This is a genomic window from Streptomyces sp. KPB2 (genome assembly GCF_003950055.1).
Lineage (GTDB): Bacteria > Actinomycetota > Actinomycetes > Streptomycetales > Streptomycetaceae > Streptomyces > Streptomyces salinarius.
The window spans coordinates 3,188,887-3,209,470 of record NZ_CP034353.1 but is presented as its reverse complement, the minus strand read 5'-3'; the positions used below and the strand labels follow the sequence as shown (position 1 = coordinate 3,209,470).

18 protein-coding genes are annotated in these 20,584 nt (G+C 74.1%); 12 read left to right on the top strand and 6 right to left on the bottom strand.

Going from position 1 to position 20,584, the window contains the following annotated elements; genetic code table 11:
• The first annotated feature begins 80 nt into the window (after nucleotides 1–80).
• The 7 genes from D1J63_RS13925 to D1J63_RS13895 all read left to right on the top strand — a co-directional run bounded on the left by D1J63_RS13925 (nucleotide 81) and on the right by D1J63_RS13895 (nucleotide 5,770).
• A complete protein-coding gene (locus tag D1J63_RS13925) occupies nucleotides 81–656 on the top strand; it encodes a hypothetical protein (RefSeq protein WP_125629121.1) in 576 nt (191 codons plus the stop codon).
• 87 nt (nucleotides 657–743) lie between these two features.
• Complete coding sequence (locus D1J63_RS13920; RefSeq protein WP_125629120.1) at nucleotides 744–1,313, top strand: hypothetical protein; 570 nt, start codon at nucleotides 744–746, stop codon at nucleotides 1,311–1,313.
• A gap of 164 nt (nucleotides 1,314–1,477) precedes the next feature.
• Complete coding sequence (locus tag D1J63_RS13915; RefSeq protein WP_102931455.1) at nucleotides 1,478–1,900, top strand: hypothetical protein; 423 nt, start codon at nucleotides 1,478–1,480, stop codon at nucleotides 1,898–1,900.
• A gap of 126 nt (nucleotides 1,901–2,026) precedes the next feature.
• Complete coding sequence (locus D1J63_RS13910; protein WP_164411690.1) at nucleotides 2,027–2,644, top strand: RNA polymerase sigma factor; 618 nt, start codon at nucleotides 2,027–2,029, stop codon at nucleotides 2,642–2,644.
• Nucleotides 2,641–3,534, top strand: coding sequence for a hypothetical protein (locus D1J63_RS13905; protein WP_125629119.1), 894 nt, complete (start codon nucleotides 2,641–2,643; stop codon nucleotides 3,532–3,534). Before D1J63_RS13910 ends, D1J63_RS13905 begins: the two co-directional genes overlap by 4 nt.
• 356 nt (nucleotides 3,535–3,890) lie before the next feature.
• Nucleotides 3,891–4,553 (top strand): RNA polymerase sigma factor, encoded by a 663-nt coding sequence (locus D1J63_RS13900; RefSeq protein ID WP_102928378.1) that lies wholly within the window; start codon nucleotides 3,891–3,893, stop codon nucleotides 4,551–4,553.
• On the top strand, nucleotides 4,553–5,770 hold the full coding sequence (locus tag D1J63_RS13895; protein ID WP_125629118.1) for a hypothetical protein: 1,218 nt from the start codon (nucleotides 4,553–4,555) through the stop codon (nucleotides 5,768–5,770). Before D1J63_RS13900 ends, D1J63_RS13895 begins: the two co-directional genes overlap by 1 nt.
• Nucleotides 5,771–5,988: 218 nt before the next feature.
• On the opposite strand, the gene D1J63_RS13890 is transcribed toward D1J63_RS13895, so the two are convergent.
• Nucleotides 5,989–6,867, bottom strand: coding sequence for a L,D-transpeptidase family protein (locus D1J63_RS13890; RefSeq protein WP_125629117.1), 879 nt, complete (start codon nucleotides 6,865–6,867; stop codon nucleotides 5,989–5,991).
• A 277-nt stretch (nucleotides 6,868–7,144) separates the two neighbouring features.
• Here D1J63_RS13890 and D1J63_RS13885 point away from each other — a divergent pair, with 277 nt between their 5' ends.
• Entirely contained in the window at nucleotides 7,145–8,725 is a 1,581-nt protein-coding gene (locus D1J63_RS13885; RefSeq protein ID WP_125629116.1) for a methylmalonyl-CoA mutase family protein, read from the top strand.
• A 43-nt stretch (nucleotides 8,726–8,768) separates the two neighbouring features.
• Here the strand turns inward: D1J63_RS13885 and D1J63_RS13880 are convergent, their stop codons facing one another.
• Nucleotides 8,769–10,223: an FAD-dependent oxidoreductase gene (locus tag D1J63_RS13880; protein ID WP_125629115.1), complete on the bottom strand. Its 1,455-nt coding sequence runs from the start codon at nucleotides 10,221–10,223 to the stop codon at nucleotides 8,769–8,771.
• A 72-nt stretch (nucleotides 10,224–10,295) separates the two neighbouring features.
• Between D1J63_RS13880 and D1J63_RS13875 the strand changes: the two genes are divergently transcribed.
• The gene (locus D1J63_RS13875; RefSeq protein WP_102930420.1) at nucleotides 10,296–10,946 is read left to right on the top strand and encodes a TetR/AcrR family transcriptional regulator; all 651 of its coding nucleotides are present in this window, start codon (nucleotides 10,296–10,298) and stop codon (nucleotides 10,944–10,946) included.
• Here D1J63_RS13875 and D1J63_RS13870 read toward each other — a convergent pair.
• Nucleotides 10,931–11,959, bottom strand: a complete 1,029-nt coding sequence (locus D1J63_RS13870) for a class I SAM-dependent methyltransferase (protein WP_125629114.1) — start codon at nucleotides 11,957–11,959, stop codon at nucleotides 10,931–10,933. The two genes, D1J63_RS13875 and D1J63_RS13870, sit on opposite strands and share 16 nt — an antisense overlap.
• Before the next feature lie 112 nt (nucleotides 11,960–12,071).
• Entirely contained in the window at nucleotides 12,072–13,019 is a 948-nt protein-coding gene (locus D1J63_RS13865; protein ID WP_125629113.1) for a class I SAM-dependent methyltransferase, read from the bottom strand.
• Between the two features lie 370 nt (nucleotides 13,020–13,389).
• Here D1J63_RS13865 and D1J63_RS37155 point away from each other — a divergent pair, with 370 nt between their 5' ends.
• Genes D1J63_RS37155 through D1J63_RS13845 form a run of 3 tightly spaced genes read left to right on the top strand, consistent with a single transcriptional unit; the run spans nucleotide 13,390 to nucleotide 18,069 of the window.
• Nucleotides 13,390–16,635, top strand: coding sequence for a YfhO family protein (locus D1J63_RS37155; protein WP_241235556.1), 3,246 nt, complete (start codon nucleotides 13,390–13,392; stop codon nucleotides 16,633–16,635).
• Nucleotides 16,636–16,654: 19 nt separating this feature from the next.
• Nucleotides 16,655–17,620 (top strand): glycosyltransferase family 2 protein, encoded by a 966-nt coding sequence (locus D1J63_RS13850; RefSeq protein WP_125629112.1) that lies wholly within the window; start codon nucleotides 16,655–16,657, stop codon nucleotides 17,618–17,620.
• Nucleotides 17,620–18,069, top strand: a complete 450-nt coding sequence (locus tag D1J63_RS13845; RefSeq protein ID WP_125629111.1) for a GtrA family protein — start codon at nucleotides 17,620–17,622, stop codon at nucleotides 18,067–18,069. Before D1J63_RS13850 ends, D1J63_RS13845 begins: the two co-directional genes overlap by 1 nt.
• Nucleotides 18,070–18,087: 18 nt before the next feature.
• Here the strand turns inward: D1J63_RS13845 and D1J63_RS13840 are convergent, their stop codons facing one another.
• Together D1J63_RS13840 and D1J63_RS13835 are read right to left on the bottom strand one after the other, a co-directional pair.
• Nucleotides 18,088–19,422, bottom strand: coding sequence for a polysialyltransferase family glycosyltransferase (locus D1J63_RS13840; RefSeq protein WP_125629110.1), 1,335 nt, complete (start codon nucleotides 19,420–19,422; stop codon nucleotides 18,088–18,090).
• Nucleotides 19,419–20,399, bottom strand: coding sequence for a glycosyltransferase family 2 protein (locus D1J63_RS13835; RefSeq protein ID WP_102929100.1), 981 nt, complete (start codon nucleotides 20,397–20,399; stop codon nucleotides 19,419–19,421). Before D1J63_RS13835 ends, D1J63_RS13840 begins: the two co-directional genes overlap by 4 nt.
• Nucleotides 20,400–20,584 lie beyond the last annotated feature (185 nt).

Sequence of the window (20,584 nt, the reverse complement as noted above, 5' to 3'; positions counted from 1 at the left end):
CTGCTGCGAACGCCGGTACGGCTGTGGTGGTCTTTTGACCGAGTGACCGAGCCGAACCGACACGCCGGGGGGACCGGGACATGGGCTACTGGGGGTACTTCGTCGTCGGCCGCGCCGAGCGGCCGCTCGCGGAGCTGGAGGCGCTGGCCGGCGCCGGGGACATGACGCTGCGCCAGAGCGCGCCGGGCGGGTGGCAGGTGTGGGAGTTCCCGGGCGGCGACGGAGACGTCGGGAACATGAACGACCTGGCCGGGCAGACCGGCGCGCCCGCGCTGTTCGGGTACGTGATGGACAGCGACTGCGTGGTCGTGGAGGCGGCGGCGCCCGAGAGCGGCGCGTGGACGACCTGCCTGGCGCGGACCGCCATGGCCGGGTACCTGGGCGCCGAGCGGGACGGACTCACCCTGGAGGACTACTTCCTGGAGCCCCGCGACGCCGCCGAGCGCGCCGTCGCCTGGGCCGCGGAGGCGGGGTGCGCCGCGAACGCCGGGGAGCTGGCCGAGGTGCTGGCGGACGATCCGGGGTCCGGTCCCGGTCCCGGTGCGGGTGCGGAGGCGGGGGCGGGCGGGGCGCCCGGTCTCGGGGCCGACTCCGGTCCGGTGGCCGAAAACCTCTTCTTCCGGTTCCTCGACCGGCTGGGCGTCGTGCCGCTGTGACACTCCCGGTCCGTCGCACGCAGTAAGGGGCAGTGCGGGCCCCGTGGCGCTGAGCGGGGCGAAGCGGCGGGAACAGGGAGGCACCCGATGAGCCTGGTGGAACTGATCGCGCGGGCCGACGCACGCGGACTCGCCGCGAGCGGGCTGGCTTGTTTGGACCGTTGCGTCCCGCTCCTCGACGGCGACGACGAGGCGCTCAGACCCCTGTGGGCGACCCTCGCCGACGACACCGGCGCCGAGGCCGGCCCCGACTGGGCCGCGAGCCTGGCACAGGTGCGGGACAAGCTCGCCGGCCCCGACGCCACCGGCGAGGACGAGGCCGTGGTCCTGGCCCGCCGCATGCTGGAGGCCGCGCCGGCCGAGTGCTCCGGCCCGGCGATGCGGACCTGGGCCGATGCCTGTTCCGTCGCCTCGCTGAGGATCCACCGGCTCCTCGACCCCGCGGCGGACACCGCCCCGGAGGCCGACGTCCCCCGCGACGGCGGTACCCGGGGACTGCCCCCGCTCGTCGCCGCCGAACTGCGCCGCCAGGCCGGCGTCCTGGAACTGCTCGCCGAGCGCGGCGCCGCCGGGCTGCGGCCGGCCCTGGAGGTCTCCACGGAGGGGCGCCGGGTGCTGCGCGCGGTGGTCTCCCGCCGCGCACGGGGACGGGGCTGACCCCGGGCGCCGCCGCCGGTCTCCTGTGACCGTCGTGCGGGGAACGCGCGGGGGCGGTGCGGCGGACGTGGGGGAGCTGGGGCGGTCCTGTACCGGTTGCGGAACGGCCGGTTCCCGTGTGTGACGCAACTCCGTCCCGCGACGCTTTAGCCCATGTGACGACTGTGACCAGGGGATCGACCAGCGGATCGGCGAGCGGACCGACGAGCACGCAGCAGCCCCGCCCGGCGGCCGCCGCGAGGCCGGTGCGGTGGGCGGCGGACGCGGTGTCCACCATGCGCGAGGGCGCCCGGCTGCGCCTGGACTACTCGGCCGAGAGCCTGTGGCGGGTCGACCGGGTGATCGACGGCATCCGGCGCGAGGGGCCGCCGTACGCCGCCGTGGAGACGGCGCTGCGCGGACTCGGTGCCTACGCCGGTGAGGTGATCGTGCGTCAGTCGGGCGGCGAGTGGTGGACGACCGGCGGGGACCACTGGGTCCGTACGCCGGACGGCCGCCTGTGGGACCCGATGGACGAGGCCCGCCGCTGCTTCGCCGGTGACGGGTCGCTGCGCCTGCTGTGCCGGGACGCGACGGCGGGCCCGTGACGCCCGGCCGGGACCGGCGGGGCTCCCGGCGGTCCCTGTGACACTTCTGTGCGCGCGGACGCTGATGACCTTGGGGGGCGGGCTCACCCGAGCGCGCGCAGGACTCGGTACGGACGAGGACGGTTCTTGGGCCAGCGAGGGGAACCCCGCCGCGTGCAGGCGCACGACGGGGAACTGGGCGCGGCGGTCGCGCGGGCCCAGGACGGTGACGAGGCCGCCTTCGCGGTCGCCTACCGGTTCGTGCAGCCGGGCCTGCTGGGCTATCTGCGCGGGCTGGTCGGGGACGACGCCGAGGACGTGGCGGCGGACGCGTGGCTGGAGATAGCCCGCGACCTGCGACGCTTCCGGGGCGACGGGGCCGGCTTCCGGGGCTGGACGGCGACGATCGCCCGGCACCGGGCCCTGGACCACCTGCGCCGCCAGAAGGTGCGGCCCCGGCCGACGGCGCTGGAGCAGGACGTCCTGGACCTGCCCGGCCCGCACTCCACGCACGACCAGGCGCTGGAGACGCTCTCCACGCGGACCGCGCTGAACCTCGTCGCGGGACTGCCGCCGGACCAGGCCGAGGCCGTACTGCTGCGGGTCGTCGTCGGTCTCGACGGGCCGTCCGCCGCCCGCGTGCTCGGCAAGCGGCCCGGCGCGGTGCGCACGGCGACCTACCGGGGACTGAAGCGGCTGGCACGGCAGCTGGGCGCCGACGGTGTGACGGATGACGGTCCCAGGACGCTGGGGGAGTCGACATGAGGGGCGCCGAGGACGGCGGCCCGGCGGAGCGAGCGGGAGCGGAGACGGACATGGGCGCACGGCACGGGGAGGGTCGCGACGTCGGCCCCCGGCCCGCCCCCGGCGACGCCCCCGGCACGGAGGCGCTGCTCGCCGCGGCGCTGCGCGGGGAGGGCACCGACGCCGAGGGCGAGCGGCGCGCCGTGGCCGCCTTCCGGGCCGCACGGGACGCCGAGCCCGGCCGGGCCGCGCGCACCCGGCGGCGGGACGACTGGCGGCCACGGACCGGCCGGCACCCGGGACGCTCGCTGAAGACCGCGCTCTCCGTCCTGCTGGCGAGTCTCACCCTGGGCGGCGTCGCCTACGCGGCCATCGGCGGGGGCGGCTCCACCGACGACGGCGGCCCGGACCGCAGCCGCCCGCCCGCCGCCACCGACGACGCCTCGGTCCGGCCGGTCGCCACCCCGCCGGTCACCACGCCGGACCCCGCGGCCCCGGGCCACGCGACCACACCCCCCGGCGGCGCCACCTCCCCGGGGACCTCCGCGGCCCCCGGTGCCTCCACGCCGCCGGACCGCCCCGTCACCGGCCGGGACACCGAGGCACACTGCCGCGCCTACGACCGGCTGGCCGGCACCGGCAAGGCGCTCGAGGCCACGGTCTGGCAGCGGCTGGTCGCGGCGGCGGGCGGCGCGGACCGCGTCGAGGCCTACTGCACCGGGCAGCTCGCCCGGCCGACCGGGCAGGGGTCGTCGGCCGACGCCGGGAACGGCGCCGACGGGAACGAAGCGGGGAACGGCCGTGCGGACGACACCGGCGCGGGGACCGGCGCCGCCGGGACCGTCGGTGAAGGAGGCGTCGGCGTGGAGACCGGCGGCAGCGCCCCGGTACGGGTCCCGGACCTCCCGTAGCCCCCACGGGGGCGAACGCGGCGGCCAAGGCAACGGCCGGGGCCGCCACCCCCCACAGGAGAGGCCCCGGCCGTCGCGCGGCACGGGCCGCGCGGCCCGTACTCCCTTCAGCGCCGCGACTGCGTTTTCTGTCACACCTCACCGCGTCACGGGTTAGTTGCATCTTGTACGGCAATGCGAGGTGGACATGGACGAGTGGCGGTTTCACGACGTAACGTGCCATTCGCGCCGATCAGCGGGGGGCTCGCTCCCGCGACGGGTTGCGGGAGACCGCCGCGACCATCAATGGAGAAACCACGAGGGCGAGGACCACGTCCGCGAGAGCGGCGCCGGTTCAGGCGCAGAAAGGCTTCTCGGTGCTGGGGGACGACGCGGAGCTGACCACCGCGGTGCGTGCGGCACAGGCCGGGGACGAGACCGCGTTCCGGACCGTCTACCGCGCCGTGCATCCGCGACTGCTGGGATACGTGCGCACGCTCGTCGGCGATCACGACGCCGAGGACGTCGCCTCCGAGGCCTGGCTGCAGATAGCCCGCGACTTGGAACGGTTCGACGGCGACGCCGACCGGTTCCGCGGCTGGGCCGCCCGCATCGCCCGCAACCGCGCCCTCGACCACATCCGCATGCGCGGCCGCCGGCCGGTGATCGGCGGCGACGAGACGGAGCTGACCGGCAAGCCCGCCGAGTCCGACACCGCCGGCGAGGCCATGGAGGCGCTGGCCACCGGCAGCACCCTCTCCCTCATCGCCCGGCTGCCCCAGGACCAGGCCGAGGCGGTCGTCCTGCGCGTGGTCGTGGGCCTCGACGCCAAGAGCGCCGCCGAGACGCTGGGCAAGCGGCCCGGTGCCGTCCGCACGGCGGCGCACCGTGGCCTGAAGCGCCTGGCCGAGCTGCTCGGCGGCGATCCGGAATCGGGCGGCGGGCTCGACGCCCTGCCGCCGCAGCGAGAACCGCGCGACCGCGCGGTGACGTCCGCGAGTGTGACGCATACGCGTGCGCGGACGCAGAAGGACATGTGATGGCCGACGAGCAGGACAAGTGGCTGGACCGCGAAACGGCGGAACTCTTGCTGCGCGGAGAGCCACTGGAAGGGCTGGAGAGCACCGACCCGGCGACCCGCGAGCGGGCCGCCCGGCTCGTCGCGGCCCTCGGCGAGCTGTCCGCCCCACCGGCGCCGAATGGCGAGGAACTCCCCGGCGAGGCCGCGGCGTTGGCCGCCTTCCGCAAGGTGCGCGCCGAGCGGGCCGACGCGGCGGCGGACGCGCCGGGCACCCTCGGGCACGGCACCGCCCCCGGGCCCTTGGACGCCGGTCTCGTCCGCATCGGCCCGCGCGGTGACGGCGCCCGGCGGCCGCGCTGGAGCCGCCCCCTGCGCCTCGGGCTGGCCGCCGCGCTGACCGTCGGCATGGTCGGCGGCGTGGCGGTGGCGGCCGGAACCGGAGTGCTGCCGACGCCGTTCGGCGGCACCGAACCGGAACCCGCCGCGACCGTCTCGGCCGCCGCCTCCCCCGACCGTCCGCTCGCCCCGCCCTCACCGCTGGACGGCGTGCAGGGCGGGTCGCGGCCCGGCGCCGCCCCGGGCACGCCCGGCGGGGGCACGGCCCGGGACGGAGGCGGGAGCGAAGACCGCGACGCCGACGGCCGGGACCCGGACGGCTCCGACGGGCAGCGCTCCGACCTCGCCGCGTCCTGCCGCAAGGTCCGCGACGGCCGGCAACTCGACGCCGCCCACCGGCACGCCCTTAAGGAGGCGGCCGGGGGAGCGTCGCGGGTCGCGAAGTACTGCGGCAACCTCCTCGCCGGAACCGGCGGCGGTACCGGCGGCCGGGACGGCGCAGGGCACGGCGGTTCCGGAGAGGCGGCCCACGAGGGCGAGCTCCGCCAGGACACCGGCGACGACCGGAGCGGCAACGGCGGCAGGAACGGCAAGGACGGCAAAGGCGACAGGGGCGGCAAGGCAAGCAAGGGCGACAAGGGCGACAAGGGCGACAAGGGAGACAAGGGCAAGGGCGGCAAGAAGGGCGACGACGGCCGGGGCGGCCACGGAAACCGGGACGACGGCGGAGACGACGGCGGCAAAGGCGGAAACGGCGATGACGACGACGCCGACATAGCCCCGCCCGCCCACGGTCCCCACCGCCCCCGCGCCCCGCACGCCCCGTCGGCCCACGAGCCCCGGCCGCAGCAGCCCCCCGCCTACGCACCCCACGCCGTACACTCCGCGACCCTCGCCTGACCTGTGGTTTCGTGCACGTTGAAGATTCCCTCGCCGAGGGTGTGACACTTTCGGACGCCCGGACGCAGTAATGAGTGAGCCGACTGGTCATCGGCTTCTTGCACCGAGCCGGGGTTCCCCCCGTACCTGCGGCTCGTGCACCTCGGCGCGGGCGGGACACGTTCCCCCGGTCCCGCCCGCGCCCCATTCACCGCACGGTGCTCCCGGCGCCCCGCGCCTCACCGGTACACGACGACCTTGTCGCCGTTCCTCACCCGCGCGTACAGATCCGCGATCGCCCCCTCGTCCCGCACGTTGACGCAGCCGTGCGAGGCACCCGCGTAACCGCGGGCCGCGAAGTCGTAGGAGTAGTGCACGGCCTGGCCGCCGCTGAAGAACATGGCGTACGGCATGGCCGAGTCGTAGAGCGTCGAGACGTGGTGCCGGGACTTCCAGTAGACCTGGAAGACGCCCTCCCGGGTCGGTGTGCGCTGCGAGCCGAAACGCACGGACATCGTCGACACGGTCCGCCCGTCGATCATCCAGCGCAGCGTCCGGCTCGACTTGCTGATGCACAGCACCCGGCCCCTCGTGCAGCGCGGGTCGGGCGCGGCGGCGGGCTGGCCGCCCATCAGGTACAGCTCCCACTTGCCCGGCTCGTGCGACATCCCGAGCAGCCGCTGCCAGGTGACGGTGTCCGTCCGTCCGGTCCGCGGCAGCCCGCGCTTGCCCTGGAAGCCGCTGACGGCGCGCTCGGTCAGGTCGTCGTACGTCCCGGTCGGCCCGTCCACGAGCCACTCGACCTGTCGCAGCCGGGCCTGCAGCTCACGGACGTCCCGGCCCGTGTCACCCCGCTTCCACAGCACCCTGGCCGGCTCCGGCGCGCCGGTGGACGGCGCGCCCGACGACTCCCGGCCCCGGGGCGGCGCGCTCGGCGACCGCCGTTTCCCGGACGGCGTGCTCTTCGCCGGGGCCCCGGTGGTGACGTCTATGCGCACCGGTGCCTGCCCCTCGCCGTCCGGCCCGGTGGTCCGCACGGTGCAGCCGCCCGCCACCAGGACCGCCCCCAGGGCGACGGCGACCGCCCGTCCCGTGGTCCCCATGCCCGTCCTACGCATCACGGCCCCCCGTCGTCTCACGGCCCCGCACCGACGTCCCCTGAGTTGTTCCCGCGGATGACGCGCGGCGAACGGCGCGGCATCGTTGTGACCGGGACCGCACCGAGGTTGTGAGGAAGGTCCCAGCGTGGGCCACTCCACCGGGTGCACGCGCGCGGATACAGTCCGTCGAGGTGCCGGACTGTACCGGCGGGTAAATGGCGGGCAGTCCGAGCAGTACGAAGCAGCACGCGGTACGAAGCGGTACGAACATGTGCTCAGCGGGAGGCATCACACCATGACGCGCGAGTCCGAGTCCGGGCTGCCCATCGAACCGGTCTACGGGCCCGACGCCCTGACGGACTGGGACGCGGCCGAGAAGCTGGGCGAGCCCGGGAAGTACCCCTTCACCCGGGGCGTCTACCCGTCGATGTACACGGGCCGGCCGTGGACGATGCGCCAGTACGCCGGTTTCGGCACGGCGACGGAGTCCAACGCCCGCTACAAGCAGCTCATCGCCAACGGCACCATGGGCCTGTCGGTCGCCTTCGACCTGCCCACCCAGATGGGCCACGACTCCGACGCGCCGATCGCCAGCGGCGAGGTGGGCAAGGTCGGCGTCGCCATCGACTCCATCGACGACATGCGCGTGCTGTTCGGCGGGATCCCGCTGGACAAGGTCTCCACGTCGATGACGATCAACGCCCCGGCCTCCCTGCTGCTCCTGCTCTACCAACTCGTCGCCGAGGAGCAGGGCGTGAGCGCGGACAAGCTCACCGGCACGATCCAGAACGACGTGCTGAAGGAGTACATCGCGCGCGGGACGTACATCTTCCCGCCCAAGCCCTCCCTCCGTCTGATCGCGGACATCTTCAAGTACTGCAGGGCCGAGATCCCGAAGTGGAACACCATCTCGATCTCCGGCTACCACATGGCCGAGGCCGGTGCCTCGCCCGCGCAGGAGATCGCGTTCACCCTCGCGGACGGCATCGAGTACGTGCGCACGGCGGTCGCGGCCGGCATGGACGTGGACGACTTCGCGCCCCGTCTGTCCTTCTTCTTCGTGGCCCGCACCACGATCCTGGAGGAGGTCGCCAAGTTCCGCGCGGCCCGCCGGATCTGGGCGCGGGTGATGAAGGAGGAGTTCGGCGCCAAGAACCCCAAGTCGCTGATGCTGCGCTTCCACACCCAGACCGCCGGCGTGCAGCTGACCGCCCAGCAGCCCGAGGTGAACCTGGTCCGCGTCGCGGTGCAGGGCCTGGGCGCGGTCCTCGGGGGCACGCAGTCCCTGCACACCAACTCCTTCGACGAGGCCATCGCGCTGCCCACCGACAAGAGCGCGCGCCTGGCCCTGCGCACCCAGCAGGTCCTCGCCTACGAGACGGACGTGACGGCGACCGTCGACCCGTTCGCCGGGTCCTACGTCGTCGAGAGGATGACCGACGACGTGGAGGCGGCGGCCCTGGAGCTGATGGGCAAGGTCGAGGACCTCGGCGGCGCGGTCAACGCCATCGAGCACGGCTTCCAGAAGAGCGAGATCGAGCGCTCCGCCTACCGCATCGCCCAGGAGACCGACTCCGGCGAGCGGGTCGTGGTCGGCGTCAACCGCTTCCAGCTCGACGAGGAGGAGCCGTACGAGCCGCTGCGCGTCGACCCCGCCATCGAGGCCCAGCAGGCCGACCGCCTGGCCCGGCTCCGCGCGGAGCGCGACCAGGGGGCGGTGGACTCGGCCCTCGCGGCCCTGAAGAAGGCGGCCGAGGGCGAGGACAACGTCCTCTACCCGATGAAGGACGCCCTGCGCGCCCGCGCGACGGTGGGCGAGGTGTGCAACGCGCTGCGGGAGGTGTGGGGGACGTATGTGCCCTCGGACGCGTTCTGAGGGCGGCTGAGCCGGGGCGTCACCACGGGAACCGGCTCGGGGCTCAGCCCCCCAGCCCGAACCGGCCCGCGTACTCGCCCAGCCCCTCCGGCGTGTCCCCGGCCCAGCCCACGTACCCGTCCGGCCGTACGAGGAACAGCCCCGTCCCGTACGCCCCGTGCGCGCCCCCGCGTACCACCGGTACCGCCGGCCCCACCGCACCGTCGGGCGCGTCGGCGCCCAGGGCCAGCATCGTCCAGTGCGGTCCCCGGAAGGCGTCGAAGAGCCGTACGCCGGCCACCCGGCCGTCGGGGGCGCGGTCCCCGGCCCGTACCGCGTCCTCGCCGACCGCGCCCCGCGTCTCCGCCGTCAGCGACGAGTCGCGGTACCCGATGCCCAGCTGCCGGGTCGCCCCGCCGCGCCGCACCTCGCCGCGGTGGACGGCGGTCGACAGGTCGAGCATCCGCGCGGCGATCGGGCGCCGTTCCTCCTCGTAGCTGTCCAGGAGGGCGGCCGGAGCGCTGCCCGACAGCACCGCGCCCAGCTTCCAGCCCAGGTTGTAGGCGTCCTGGACGCTGGTGTTCAGACCCTGGCCGCCCGCGGGGGAGTGGACGTGCGCCGCGTCGCCCGCGATGAAGACCCGGCCCGCGCGGAAGCGGTCGGCCAGGGCCGCCCGCGGCCGGAAGTCGGAGACCCAGCGGACCTCGGTCACGTCCTCGGCGGCGAGGTGCGAACGCTCCGCGACGACCTTGCGGACGCCGTCCGCTGAGGTGTCCACGTGGGCTCCCTCCGGGAACCGTGCCATCACCTGGAAGTCCTCGGTGCCGGCCAGGGGGCATATGGCGAGGAGCTCGGCGCCGTCGCCCGGCGGGAAGACGTGCCAGTTGTCGCGGTCCAGGCCGTTGATCCGGACGTCCGCCACCAGCGTCGGGCTCGGGTCGACGGTCTCGCCGGTCATGCCGATGCCCAGCGCCCGGCGCACCGCGGAGCGGCCGCCGTCCGCGGCGACCAGGTAGCGGGCGCGCACCGTCCCGCCCGGCGCGAGGTGTGCGGTGACACCGCTCTCGTCCTGCGTGACGCCGACGACCTCGCGGTGGAAGGCGACCTCGCCGCCCAGTTCCGCGAGCCGCGCCGCCAGGATCTCCTGGGTCCGCCACTGCGGCACCATCCACGCCCGGTTGTACGGCGAGTCCTCGCTCGGCTCGGCGGGGTCGAACATGTGGTGCTCGCCGACCCGCTCGCCGTTCTTCCAGACCATGCCGACCGGGTACGTGCCGCCCGCCGCGTGGATCGCGTCGACGACGCCGAGGTCGTCGAAGACCTCCATCGTGCGGGGCTGGAAGCCCTTGCCCCGCGATCCCGGGAACAGCTCCCCGGCGGCCTCCAGGACCAGCGCGTCCACCCCGCGCCGGGCCAGGTCGACACCCAGGGCGAGACCGGTGGGGCCCGCGCCGACGATCAGCACGTCCGTGTCCGGGGCATCCCCCCGGCCCAGGGCATGCGTATCCGTGACATTCACGGCAACTCTCCTTAACGTTGTTAAGTCCCGTCTGTGTCCGAGGATGGCCCTAACGCCGTTAAGGTGTCAAGCGTGAGTACGGAACGACGCGCCCCCCTCGACCGCCGACGGGTCGCGGACACGGCGCTGAAGCTGCTGAACGAGGTCGGTCTGGACGGCCTGACCCTGCGCACCATCGCCAGGGAGCTGGACGTCAAGGCACCCGCGCTGTACTGGCACTTCAAGGACAAGCAGGCGCTGCTCGACGAGATGGCCACCGAGATGTACCGGCGGATGGTCGCCGGGACCCCGCTCGACCCGGCCGACACCTGGCGGGAGCGGCTGCTGAAGGCCAACCGCGGCCTGCGCGCGGCCCTGCTCGCCTACCGCGACGGCGCCAAGGTGTTCAGCGGTTCACGCTTCACCGGCGCGGTGCACGCCGAGTACATGGAGGGCACCCTGCGGCTGTTCACCGCCGCCGGGTTCACCCTCGCGCAGGCGGTGCGGGCCACCACGACGACATACATGTTCACGCTCGGCTTCGTCACCGAGGAACAGGGCGTCGAGCCCCTGCCCGGCGAGCGCCGGGAGGGCTTCGACGTGGACGAACGCGCCCGCCTGCTGGCCGACTACCCCCTGACGGCCGCGGCGGGCGCGGAGATCTTCACGGACTACGACCGGCACTACGAGGAGTCGCTGGCCCTGGTGATCGAGGGTGTCGCGGCGACCTACCGCCGCGACTGAGCCGCCCCCGCCGCCCTGCCCGCACCGCTCGCCTTCGCGCGCTGTGCCGCCCGGTACCGGCGCACCGCCCGCGTGACGACCGGCGGCAGCAGGTCCAGGGCGAGCCGCCGGGTGCGCTCCCGCGGGACCGACGCGCGGGCCGCGCGGACGGCGCGGGCCGCCGGACGGGCCGGCGCGGTCTGCCCCGGCACCGGCGCGCCGTCCGGCCGGCCCGCGCCCGGCGCCGGGGTGGTCACGGGGGCGGGCGCAGGGTGGCGCGAGGCCGGCAGCGAGGGCGGCCGCAGCCGCTTGCCCTTGGCGCGGGTCCGCACCAGCCGGTGCCCGGCGGCCTGCTCCACGGTCACCGCGATGTCGTCGCGGCCGCGCAGCGCGGCGATCAGCTCCTCCCGCACCGGCTCCGGGTCTCCCCAGGTGCCGTACAGCTTCTGGCTGCTCAGGCAGACGGGGCGCAGCCCGCGGTTGAGCACCGCCTCCCAGGCCGCGACGGCGACGCCCGGGGTGTGCTCGCTGCGGAAGTCGTCCAGGACGACGATGCCGTCCGGCCCCAGCAGCCGCTTGGCCGCGCCGATGTCGCCCTCGACGTGCTCGTACAGGTGCGAGGCGTCGACGTGCACGAAGCGGCAGCTGCCGGGCGCCACCTCGTCGACGACCGCGGAACTGGGCGCCTGGATGATCGTCGGCAGGGTGTCGTGGAAGGAGAGGTAGTTCCGTTCGAAGGCCTGGCGGGTGAGGGAGGAGTACGACTTCGCCGCCTCCGCCCGGTTGGCCGCGTCCGGGGGCTCCGCCCCGAACAGGTCGCAGACGGTGAGCCTCTCGCCGTCCCGCAGCCGGTGCCCGAGCAGGATCGCGCTCTTGCCCAGGTAGGCGCCCAGTTCCAGCAGGTCGCCGCGGGTGTCCAGCCGCTCCTGCCGCTCCAGGAACCAGGAGAACAGCACCTGGTCGAGCGGCCAGAACCAGCCGGGGACGTCGTTCAGCTCACCGGGGTACTCGTGCGTCTCTTGCGCAGTGGCCATGAGGGGAGGATGCCTCCTCGTTGGCCGAAATGGAGGGGGTACGCGCGATCCGACGGTCAGAAAATCGCACGTATCGCCCAACGTGTACGGCCCCGCACCCTGCGCAGCCCCCTCACGCCGCCCGCAGAAACGCCGAGCGGGCCGCCTTGCCCAGGAAGGTGAAACGGGTCTTCCCCTTCAGGTGCTCGTCCAGGGCGTCCTTGATGCCCGGCCAACCGGGGTCGCCGTAGTCGTCCAGGACGACGATCGCGCCGGGCGCGGCTATCTCCTCGGCCCACTCGAGGTCCTGGGCGACGCCCTTGGCCGAGTGGTCGCCGTCCACGACGATCACGCCGTAGCCGCGGTCCGAGACGGCCGCCCGGGTCTCGGGGTCCTCGGAGAAGCCGTGCCGGATGCGCGCCGCCGCGCCCGCCGGACCGGCGAGGGCGAGATTGGTGCGCACGGCGCGCTCGTCGACCGGCGACCCCGTGGGGTCCGCGCGCTGGTCGGTGCCAGGCTGGAGCTGCACGCCGGCGAAGGGGTCGACGATGGTCAGGCTCGGGCTGCGGCCGTCGCGCTCCATCATCCTGACCAGCCCGGCGGAGAACATGCCGTACAGGGTGCCGATCTCCAGGATCTCGTCGTTCGGCGGGTCCAGCAGGGGGATCGTGCCGAGCTTGCCGCAGATGTTCATGGTGCCGCCCGCGATCCGGCCGACGCCCAGCGACTCCAGCGCCACCAGCAGCCGGAAGGCGGCGGCGACGTTGCGCTCGGCCGCGCCGCGGTCGCCGGACAGGGCCGCGACCTCGGCGTAGAGGTGCTCCAGCGAGGCCTCGCCGACCATGCGGGAGATACCGCGCCCGCCAGGGCCGAGCAGCAGCTCGAAGGTGAGCTGCCGATGCCTGAGCGCTTCGACCTCACGGACCAGCCGCTCGGTGTCCTGGGCGGCGGGCGTCGCCCGGACGCCGGTGCGGCGGACCGCCGAGCGGACCTGCCGCTCGATGCGCTGGTCTATGAGGTCGGCGACGGGGCGCAGCAGACGCCGGGAAACCGAGCTGTGGAGCAGGGAACGGCTGTTCATGGAGCAAGAGCCTCTATCCGTCATGGGGGGCGCACGGCAGTGCGTGGAGCACGTGGGAGGTGGCGCAGAGGCTAGCCTAGGAAAACGCCGCCGAATTCTCGCCGAAGACCGTCGGGAAAGACGGAATTAACCCCCGCTTCATTTCCCGTACGCACCCCGTCTTCCTCTGACTCGGCGGCGTGCGTCTGGAATTGATCATTTCTGCGGGCTCCGGGCGCATTCGGTCATTAATCATTCGTCCACTGTTCACCGGCGATTGCACAACGAGGGGGGAATACCCCCGGTCTAATCGATCGGACAAGCGCACAGGGAGTAGACGTCCCCGCACGAGGCGCTGAACGCGACGAATTTTGCTTGGGGCCCGCCGAGAATGAATCGCTCAACCCTGCGCGGCAAGCCGCGACCGGCGGCCGCGCTGCTCGCGGCGGCCATCACCGTCACCGCGTTCTGCGCGGCCGACGCCGTCGCCCGCAGCTATCCCTTCGGCCCGCGCACCCGCGCGGTCAACGATCTCGGCAACCAGTACGTGCCGTTCCACGCCCACCTGTGGGACCTGCTGCACGGCCGGGCCGACGGCGGCCTGCTCGTCAACTGGCAGTCCGGGTTCGGCTCCAGCTTCCTGCCCGACCTCGGGACGTATCTGAGCAGCCCGTTCGCCCTGCTCGTGGCCCTGTTCCCGAGGGACGAGATCGACCTCGCCGTCTACGTGATCACCGTCCTGAAGACCGCGAGCGCCGGCGCCGCCATGGCCTGGCTGCTGCTCCGGCTGCGCCCCGGCCGCTGGTGGGCGGCGGGGCTGCTGGGCTCCGCGTACGCGCTGTGCGGCTGGTCGCTCGCCGACGCCTCGTACAACCCGATGTGGCTCGACGGCCTCGTCGCCCTGCCCCTGCTGTGCCTGGTCGGCGAATGGGCGCTCTCCGGACGGCGCCGGCTGCTCGGCGTGCTGATCGTGGCGCTCGCCTGGATCGCCAACTTCTACACCGCGTACATGGCCACCCTCGGCGCCGGGCTCCTCCTGCTGCTGCGGCTGTGGCTCTCCGGCCTCCCCCGGCGCCGGGCCCTGGCGGCGGCCGGCCGGGCCACGGCCACCGTCGCCCTGGGCGTCGGTCTGGCCGCCCCGCTGGTCACGGTCGTCTACTTCGGCACCAAGCACGCCTACCCGGGGCGGGTCACGCACTTCGCGCCGGTCGCGACGGAGGACGTGCTGGCCCGGCTGCTGCCCACGACGTACGGATTCGGCAGCCCGGCGCTCTTCGTCGGCACCACCGCGCTGCTGCTGGCCCTCGCCCTGCCCTTCCACCGGGCCGCCCCCGTGCGGGTGCGCGCCGGATGGAGCCTGCTGGTGGTCGCGGTCGCGCTCTCGATGCAGTGGACGCCGACCCATCTCGCCTGGCACGCCTTCGCCACCCCCAACGGCAGCCCCTACCGCCAGACGTTCGTGCTGTGCGCGCTGCTGGTGATCGCGGCCTGGCACACGCTGTCCTACGGCGTACCCGCCCGACGCGCGCTGGCCGCGGCCACCGCGCTGCTCGCCCTCGCGGCGGCCGTCGCGAGCCGCAGCGGCCTGGTGCACTCCTACGCCTGGCCGGTGCTGCTCCTGGCCACCGCCGGAGCCCTCGGCGGCCTGCTCCTCCTGCGCCACACGGAGGCGCCCCGCTCCACCGCGCCCGCGGCCACCCGCGCCGGGAGCCTGTCCGGTGCCGGGGGAGGCTGCGAGCCCACCCGGAGCGGTCCCGCCACAGCCGAAATCGGCTCCGCCGTCGGGGCGGGCGCCGCCGCGGCCGGGAGTGGTCCTGCCGCAGGGGGCGGCGCTGCCGTTGGGGCGGGCGCTGCCGGTGTCGGGAGTGTTCCCGGCGTGGGGGCAGGGTCCGGGGCCGTCGGGATTGGGTCCGGCGGGGACGGGAGCGGCTCCGCCGCAGGGGAGGGCCCGGCGGGTACGGGGAGCGGCTCCGCCGCAGGGGAGGGCCCGGCGGGTACGGGGAGCGGCTCCGCCGTTGGGGCGGGCGCCGCCGCGAACGGGAGTGGTCCTGCCGCAGGGGGCGGCGCTGCCGTTGGGGCGGGCGTTGCCGGTGTCGGGAGTGTTTCCGGCGTGGGGGGAGGGTCCGGGGCCGTCGGGATTGGGTCCGGCGGGGACGGGAGCGGCTCCGCCGCAGAGGAGGGCCCCGCGGCCTCGGGGAGTGTCCCCGTCGCCGGGGCGGGTGCCGCCGTCGGGGCCGGTGGGCGCAGGCGTGGTGTGCTCGTCGGGCTTGCCGTCGTGCTCCTGGTCGGTGCCCAGGTCGGCGAGGCCGCCGCCACCTCCGCCGCCGCCACCCGGCTGCGGCTGAACCACCTGGACGACTACGCGCCCTGGGGGGACCGGCAGCGCGGTCAGTCGGAGGCCGTGTCCGAGGCCGACGGCTGGCCCGCCTACCGCACCGACCCCGGCCGGGAACAGACCGTGGGCAACGACCCGATGGTGGTGGGCGGCCAGGGCGCCCAGTACTACAGCAGCCTCACCGCCGACGTCCTCAGCCGTACCCTCACCGCCCTCGGCGACGGCTGGACCTCGCGCGGCCGGAACGTGCAGAGCCTGGACAACGCCGTCACCGACGCGATCTTCTCCGTGGGCGCCCGGGTGCACTCCCCGCCCGACCAGCACCAGAGGTGGAACCCTCGCGACAGCACCCCGGTGACCGTGTCCCGGCAGGACGTACCGCCTCTCGTCACCGTCCGTCCGGCCCCCGCGCCCGGCGCCCGCACCGGCGTCTCGGCCTTCGGCCCGTCGCCCTACCGCAACCAGGAACTGCTGCTGGGCACCCGCGTCTACACCGTGCCCGCGCTGACCGTACGCACCGCCGACGGCGAGCAGCCCGAACGCGCGGCCGGCGACCGGGCGGGCACGGTGATCGAGGTGCCCCGCACCAAGGGCTCCGGCGCGCAGGGCTCCCGCGGCAGGACCGCCGCCGCATCCCGGCCGTCGATCGCGGCCCAGTGCCCCGCCGGCAGCGAGGTCTACCTCTGGGCACCCCACTTCTCGGGCACCGCCCGCCTCACCGGCACCCCGGCCCGCCCGCTGATCGGCCGTTTCACCTCCGACGCCGCCAAGATCGCCGCGATGCAGCGGCTGGGCACCGCCCCGGCGTCGGGCCGGGTGCGGATCGAGCTGTCGCCCACCCGGACCGGCACCGTCCCGGACGGCGCGGTCGGCTGCCTCGACACCGCGCGGCTGCGCACCGCCGTCCAGCGGCTCGACGAAACGGGCGCCGACGAGGTGACCGTCTCCGACGGCACCGTCCGGGCCCGGCTGCCGGCCGGCAGTACCGGCACCGCCGTGCTCGCCGCCCCCCGCATCGCCGGCTGGCGGTGCGCGGCCGACGGCGCCGAGACCAAGCCCGCCGCGACGTACTACGGCCTCGTCGCCGTCCCCCTGGACGGCTCCGCGACCAGCGTCACCTGCACCTTCCACCCGCCCGGCCTGCGGCTGGGCGCGGCCGTCGGGGGCGCCTCGCTCCTGACCCTCGTCCTGCTCGGCACCCTCACCGCCGTCCGCCGACGGCGCTCCGCACGCCACCCCGCGCTCCGCACGGCCGGCACCACCGCCACCCGCCCGCGCGAGCGCACCACCAGCGCCCTCTGACCGCGCCCCGGAGACCCTGATGCTCATATCGATCGTCGCCCCCTGCTACAACGAGGAAGACGTCATCGAACGCTTCCACGCCGCCGTGCAGAAGGTCGCCGACGACCTGCTGCCGCTCGGCCACGACATGGAGTTCGTCTACGTCGACGACGGCAGCCGCGACCGGACGCTCACCCTCCTGGAACAGCTCGCCGAGCGCGACCCGCGCGTCCGCTACGTCTCCTTCAGCCGCAACTTCGGCAAGGAGGCCGCCCTCCTCGCCGGCCTGCGCCACGCCTCCGGCGACTCGGTGGTCGTCATGGACGCCGACCTCCAGCACCCGCCGGAGCTGATCGGTCAGATGGTCGAGCTGCACGGCCAGGGCTACGACCAGGTCCTCGCCCGGCGCAGCCGGCGCGGCGACCGGTTCACCCGCACCCTCACCGCCCGCCTCTACTACCGGCTGGTCAACCGGCTCGTCGACGTCGAACTCGTCGACGGCGTAGGAGACTTCCGGCTCCTGTCGCGGCGCGTGGTGGACGCGGTGCTGGCCCTGACCGAGTACAACCGCTTCTCCAAGGGCCTGTTCGCGTGGGTCGGCTTCCCCAGCACCACCTTCGAGTACGAGAACGCCGTACGCGAGCACGGCCGCAGCTCCTGGACCCTGAAGTCCCTGCTCAACTACGGCCTCGACGGGCTGCTGTCGTTCAACAACCGGCCGCTGCGCGCCGCCCTCCACCTCGGTATGACCCTGCTGACCTGCGCCGGGCTCTACACGGCCTGGATCGTGGGCGCCGCGCTCGTCAACGGCGTGGAGACACCCGGATACGTCACCATCATCACCGTCGTCACCGCGCTCGCGGGCGTGCAGATGGTGATGCTGGGCGTCGTCGGCGAGTACACCGGCCGGATCTACTACGAGGTCAAGGGACGCCCGCACTTCCTGGTGAAGGCGACCAACGTGGAACGGGAGCCGAGCCCCGCGACGAAGGACCTCATCCGCTGATGCCCCGCCTCGTCACCGCCCGCCCGATGGCGCGGCAGATCGCGGTCTTCGCCGTGGTCGGCGTCGTCAACACCGGCCTGTACTACGGCCTCTACCTGCTGCTCCTCACGCGCCTGCCCTATCTCCTCGCGCACGTGCTCGCGTTCCTGCTCAGCATGGTCGGGTCCTTCTTCCTCAACGCCCGCTTCACCTACCGGACCCGGCCCACCTGGCGGAAGTTCCTGCTGTTCCCGCTGACGAACGCCGCCAACTTCGTGATCACCACGGTCGGTGTGTACGTGATCGTCGACGTGCTGCGGGCCGGCAGCCGCTTCGCCCCCCTGCTGGCCTCCGCGGCGGCGATCCCGGTGACCTTCGTGGTCTCCCGCTGGATCATGCTGCCGAACGCGGGGAGCGCACCCGCGCCCGAAACGACGAGGGCGCCCGCCGAGGCGGACGCCCTCAGGTGACCGGCACCGGCCCTCACCTCACCGCTTGATCGACCGCCGGATGGCCCGCGCCCGCCGCACCACCCTGCGGGCCGCGGCGTTGCGCGGCAGGAAGGCCAGCCGCTCCGGAACCCCGCCGGGCAGGCCCAGCGACGTCAGCCGCCGCTTCTTGAAGTACCGGCGGGTGCGGGCGTTCAGGTTGCCCCGCAGGTACTCCTCGGCCGCCGGACGCAGCTCGGGGAGGATCTTGGGCTGCATCGCGAACCCGACGGCCCGCACCAGCGCGGCCAGGGCATCGGTGTCCAGGCCCCGCCGCCCCTCGGCGACGGCGTCCCGGTCGGCCGGCTCGGGCAGCAGCGCGTCCACGATGGTGACCGGGACGCGGTTGCTGTTCTCGTACGGCGTCAGCCGGTCCAGCAGGGTCTCCGTGCCGACCCGGGCGACCGGCAGCCCGTAGAGCGCGGACGCGGTCAGCAGGGCCGTGGAGAAGCAGCCGACGACCAGCGCCGGGCGCGTCCGGCCGTACAGCACCTCCGCCAGGACCGGCGTGTCGAGGACGGTCAGCTTCACGCCGAGCCTCTCCGCCTCCTGCTCCAGGGTGCGGGTGAAACGGGCGGGGGCCGTGGGATGCGGCTTGAACACCACCCGGGAGTGACCGAGCCCGACCGCGCCCGTCAGCATCTGGACGTGCAGGTCCTCCTCCTCCTCGGCGGAGAGGATGCCCAGCGCCGACAGGTACTGGCCCAGCAGCAGCGCCGCCCCCTCGTCCCCGGGCAGCCCGGCGTCCGTGTCCGCCAGCTCGGCCAGCACCTTGGTGAACGCCGGGGTCGGCACGATCTCCGCCGGGACGTCGAACTCGGTCAGCAGCAGGGGCGCCAGACCCGGGACCAGGTCGAGGTGGAGCAGTCGTTCCACGCGGGTGCCGACCAGCGGGTCGAGCTTGTTGCGGGTGGGGCCGTAACTCATCAGACCGTCGGCGTACACCGTCAGGGGCGCGTCGGTGAAGATCTGCGCCACGCCGAGCGCGGGGTGCACCTGGATCGACTCCACGGCGAGCGTCACGTCGTCCTCGCCCAGGTCCCACAGCAGCCGCAGATGCCGCTCCCACAGGGGCGCGTCCTCCACCCGCGGCTGCCAGCCGCCCGGATGGAAGGGGAAGATCGTCTCGTTCCAGGACAGCACGTCGTCGAAGCGCGGCCGCAGCCGCTCGAATCCGGGCATCTCGTCCAGGGCGGGCGTCGTCTCGGGCGTCGCCGCGTTGTTGGAGACCAGCAGGATCCGCCGGTCGGCCGGGGCGAAGCAGCCCGCGTCCAGGGCCGCGGCGAGCGTGGCCGTGCCGTACAGCGTCGACGCCAGGAAGATCTGCGTGCTCACGCAGCCACCTCCGCACCCGGCACCGCACGGCGGCGCAGCCGGCGCAGCAGCGTGGCGCGCTCGGTGTCCATCGAGCCGAGCACCTCGTCGAGCGCGTCCTGCGGCATCCGCCGCAGGGCGGCGGCGCTCATCGCCTTCAGTTTGCGGGCCACGGCAGGCTCGAACCTTTCGACGGAACCGAGATGGTGGGAGATGATCGCGCAGTACGTGCGCACCGCCTTCGGCAGCAGCCGCGCGGCGTCGGCGTCCGCGGCCGCCCCCGCGACGACCTCGTCGAAGGCGCGGATGAAGTCGAGCTGACGGACATCGCCGATCTGGGTGAGCGAGGACGCCACCCCGCGCCGGTAGAAGACGCCGAGCAGCCCGGTCACCGCGAACGACTCCGCCTCCCGGTGCAGCTTCCAGATCCAGGGCCGGTCCTCGGCCGTGCGCAGCCCGTCGGTGAAGTGCAGCAGCCCCCGCTCGGCCAGCCGGCGGTGGTAGACGCCCGCCCACGCGTAGGCGTAGTCGACCGAGGTCGACCGGTGGGCGGGGAGGATCGCGTCGCGCGGGCGCATGACGACGTTGCGCCGTCCGTGCGGCACCCGGTGCACGGCCCGGGCCCGTGCCGTGCACTGGACGTGGTCGGTGCGCACGAAGTCGCAGCCCAGCCCCTCGATGGCGGCGACGAGCCGCTCGTAGTGGCCGGGGGCCAGCCAGTCGTCGCCGTCCAGGAACGTCAGGTACTCGCCGCGCGCCCGGTCGAGGCCGGTGTTGCGGGCGGTGGCCAGGCCGCCGTTCTTCTCGTGTCGGACCAGCACCGCCCCCGGCAGCTCGGACTCGGCCCGCGCGAGGAGGTCCGCGGTCCCGTCGGACGAGCAGTCGTCGACGAGAATGAATTCGAAGTCGTCGCGCGCGTTCGCGCGCAGACTCCGCAGAGTGTCGGGAGCGTATTGCCGCACGTTGTAGAACGGCACGATGACGGAGAGCTTTGGCACGCGAATGACGTTAGGTGCCGGCCCGGCACCGGGCTTTACCTGAACCTTGACACGCGGTGAACGAGGCGTGGCGAAGCGGTGAAGCGCGCACGGTCCGGTTCTCCCGGCGGCCCGATTCCCCATTCGGCGATGTGCTGTTCACCGTTTGTTGGATTCCGGTTGGGCAGTTCCTAGAAATGCCTTTT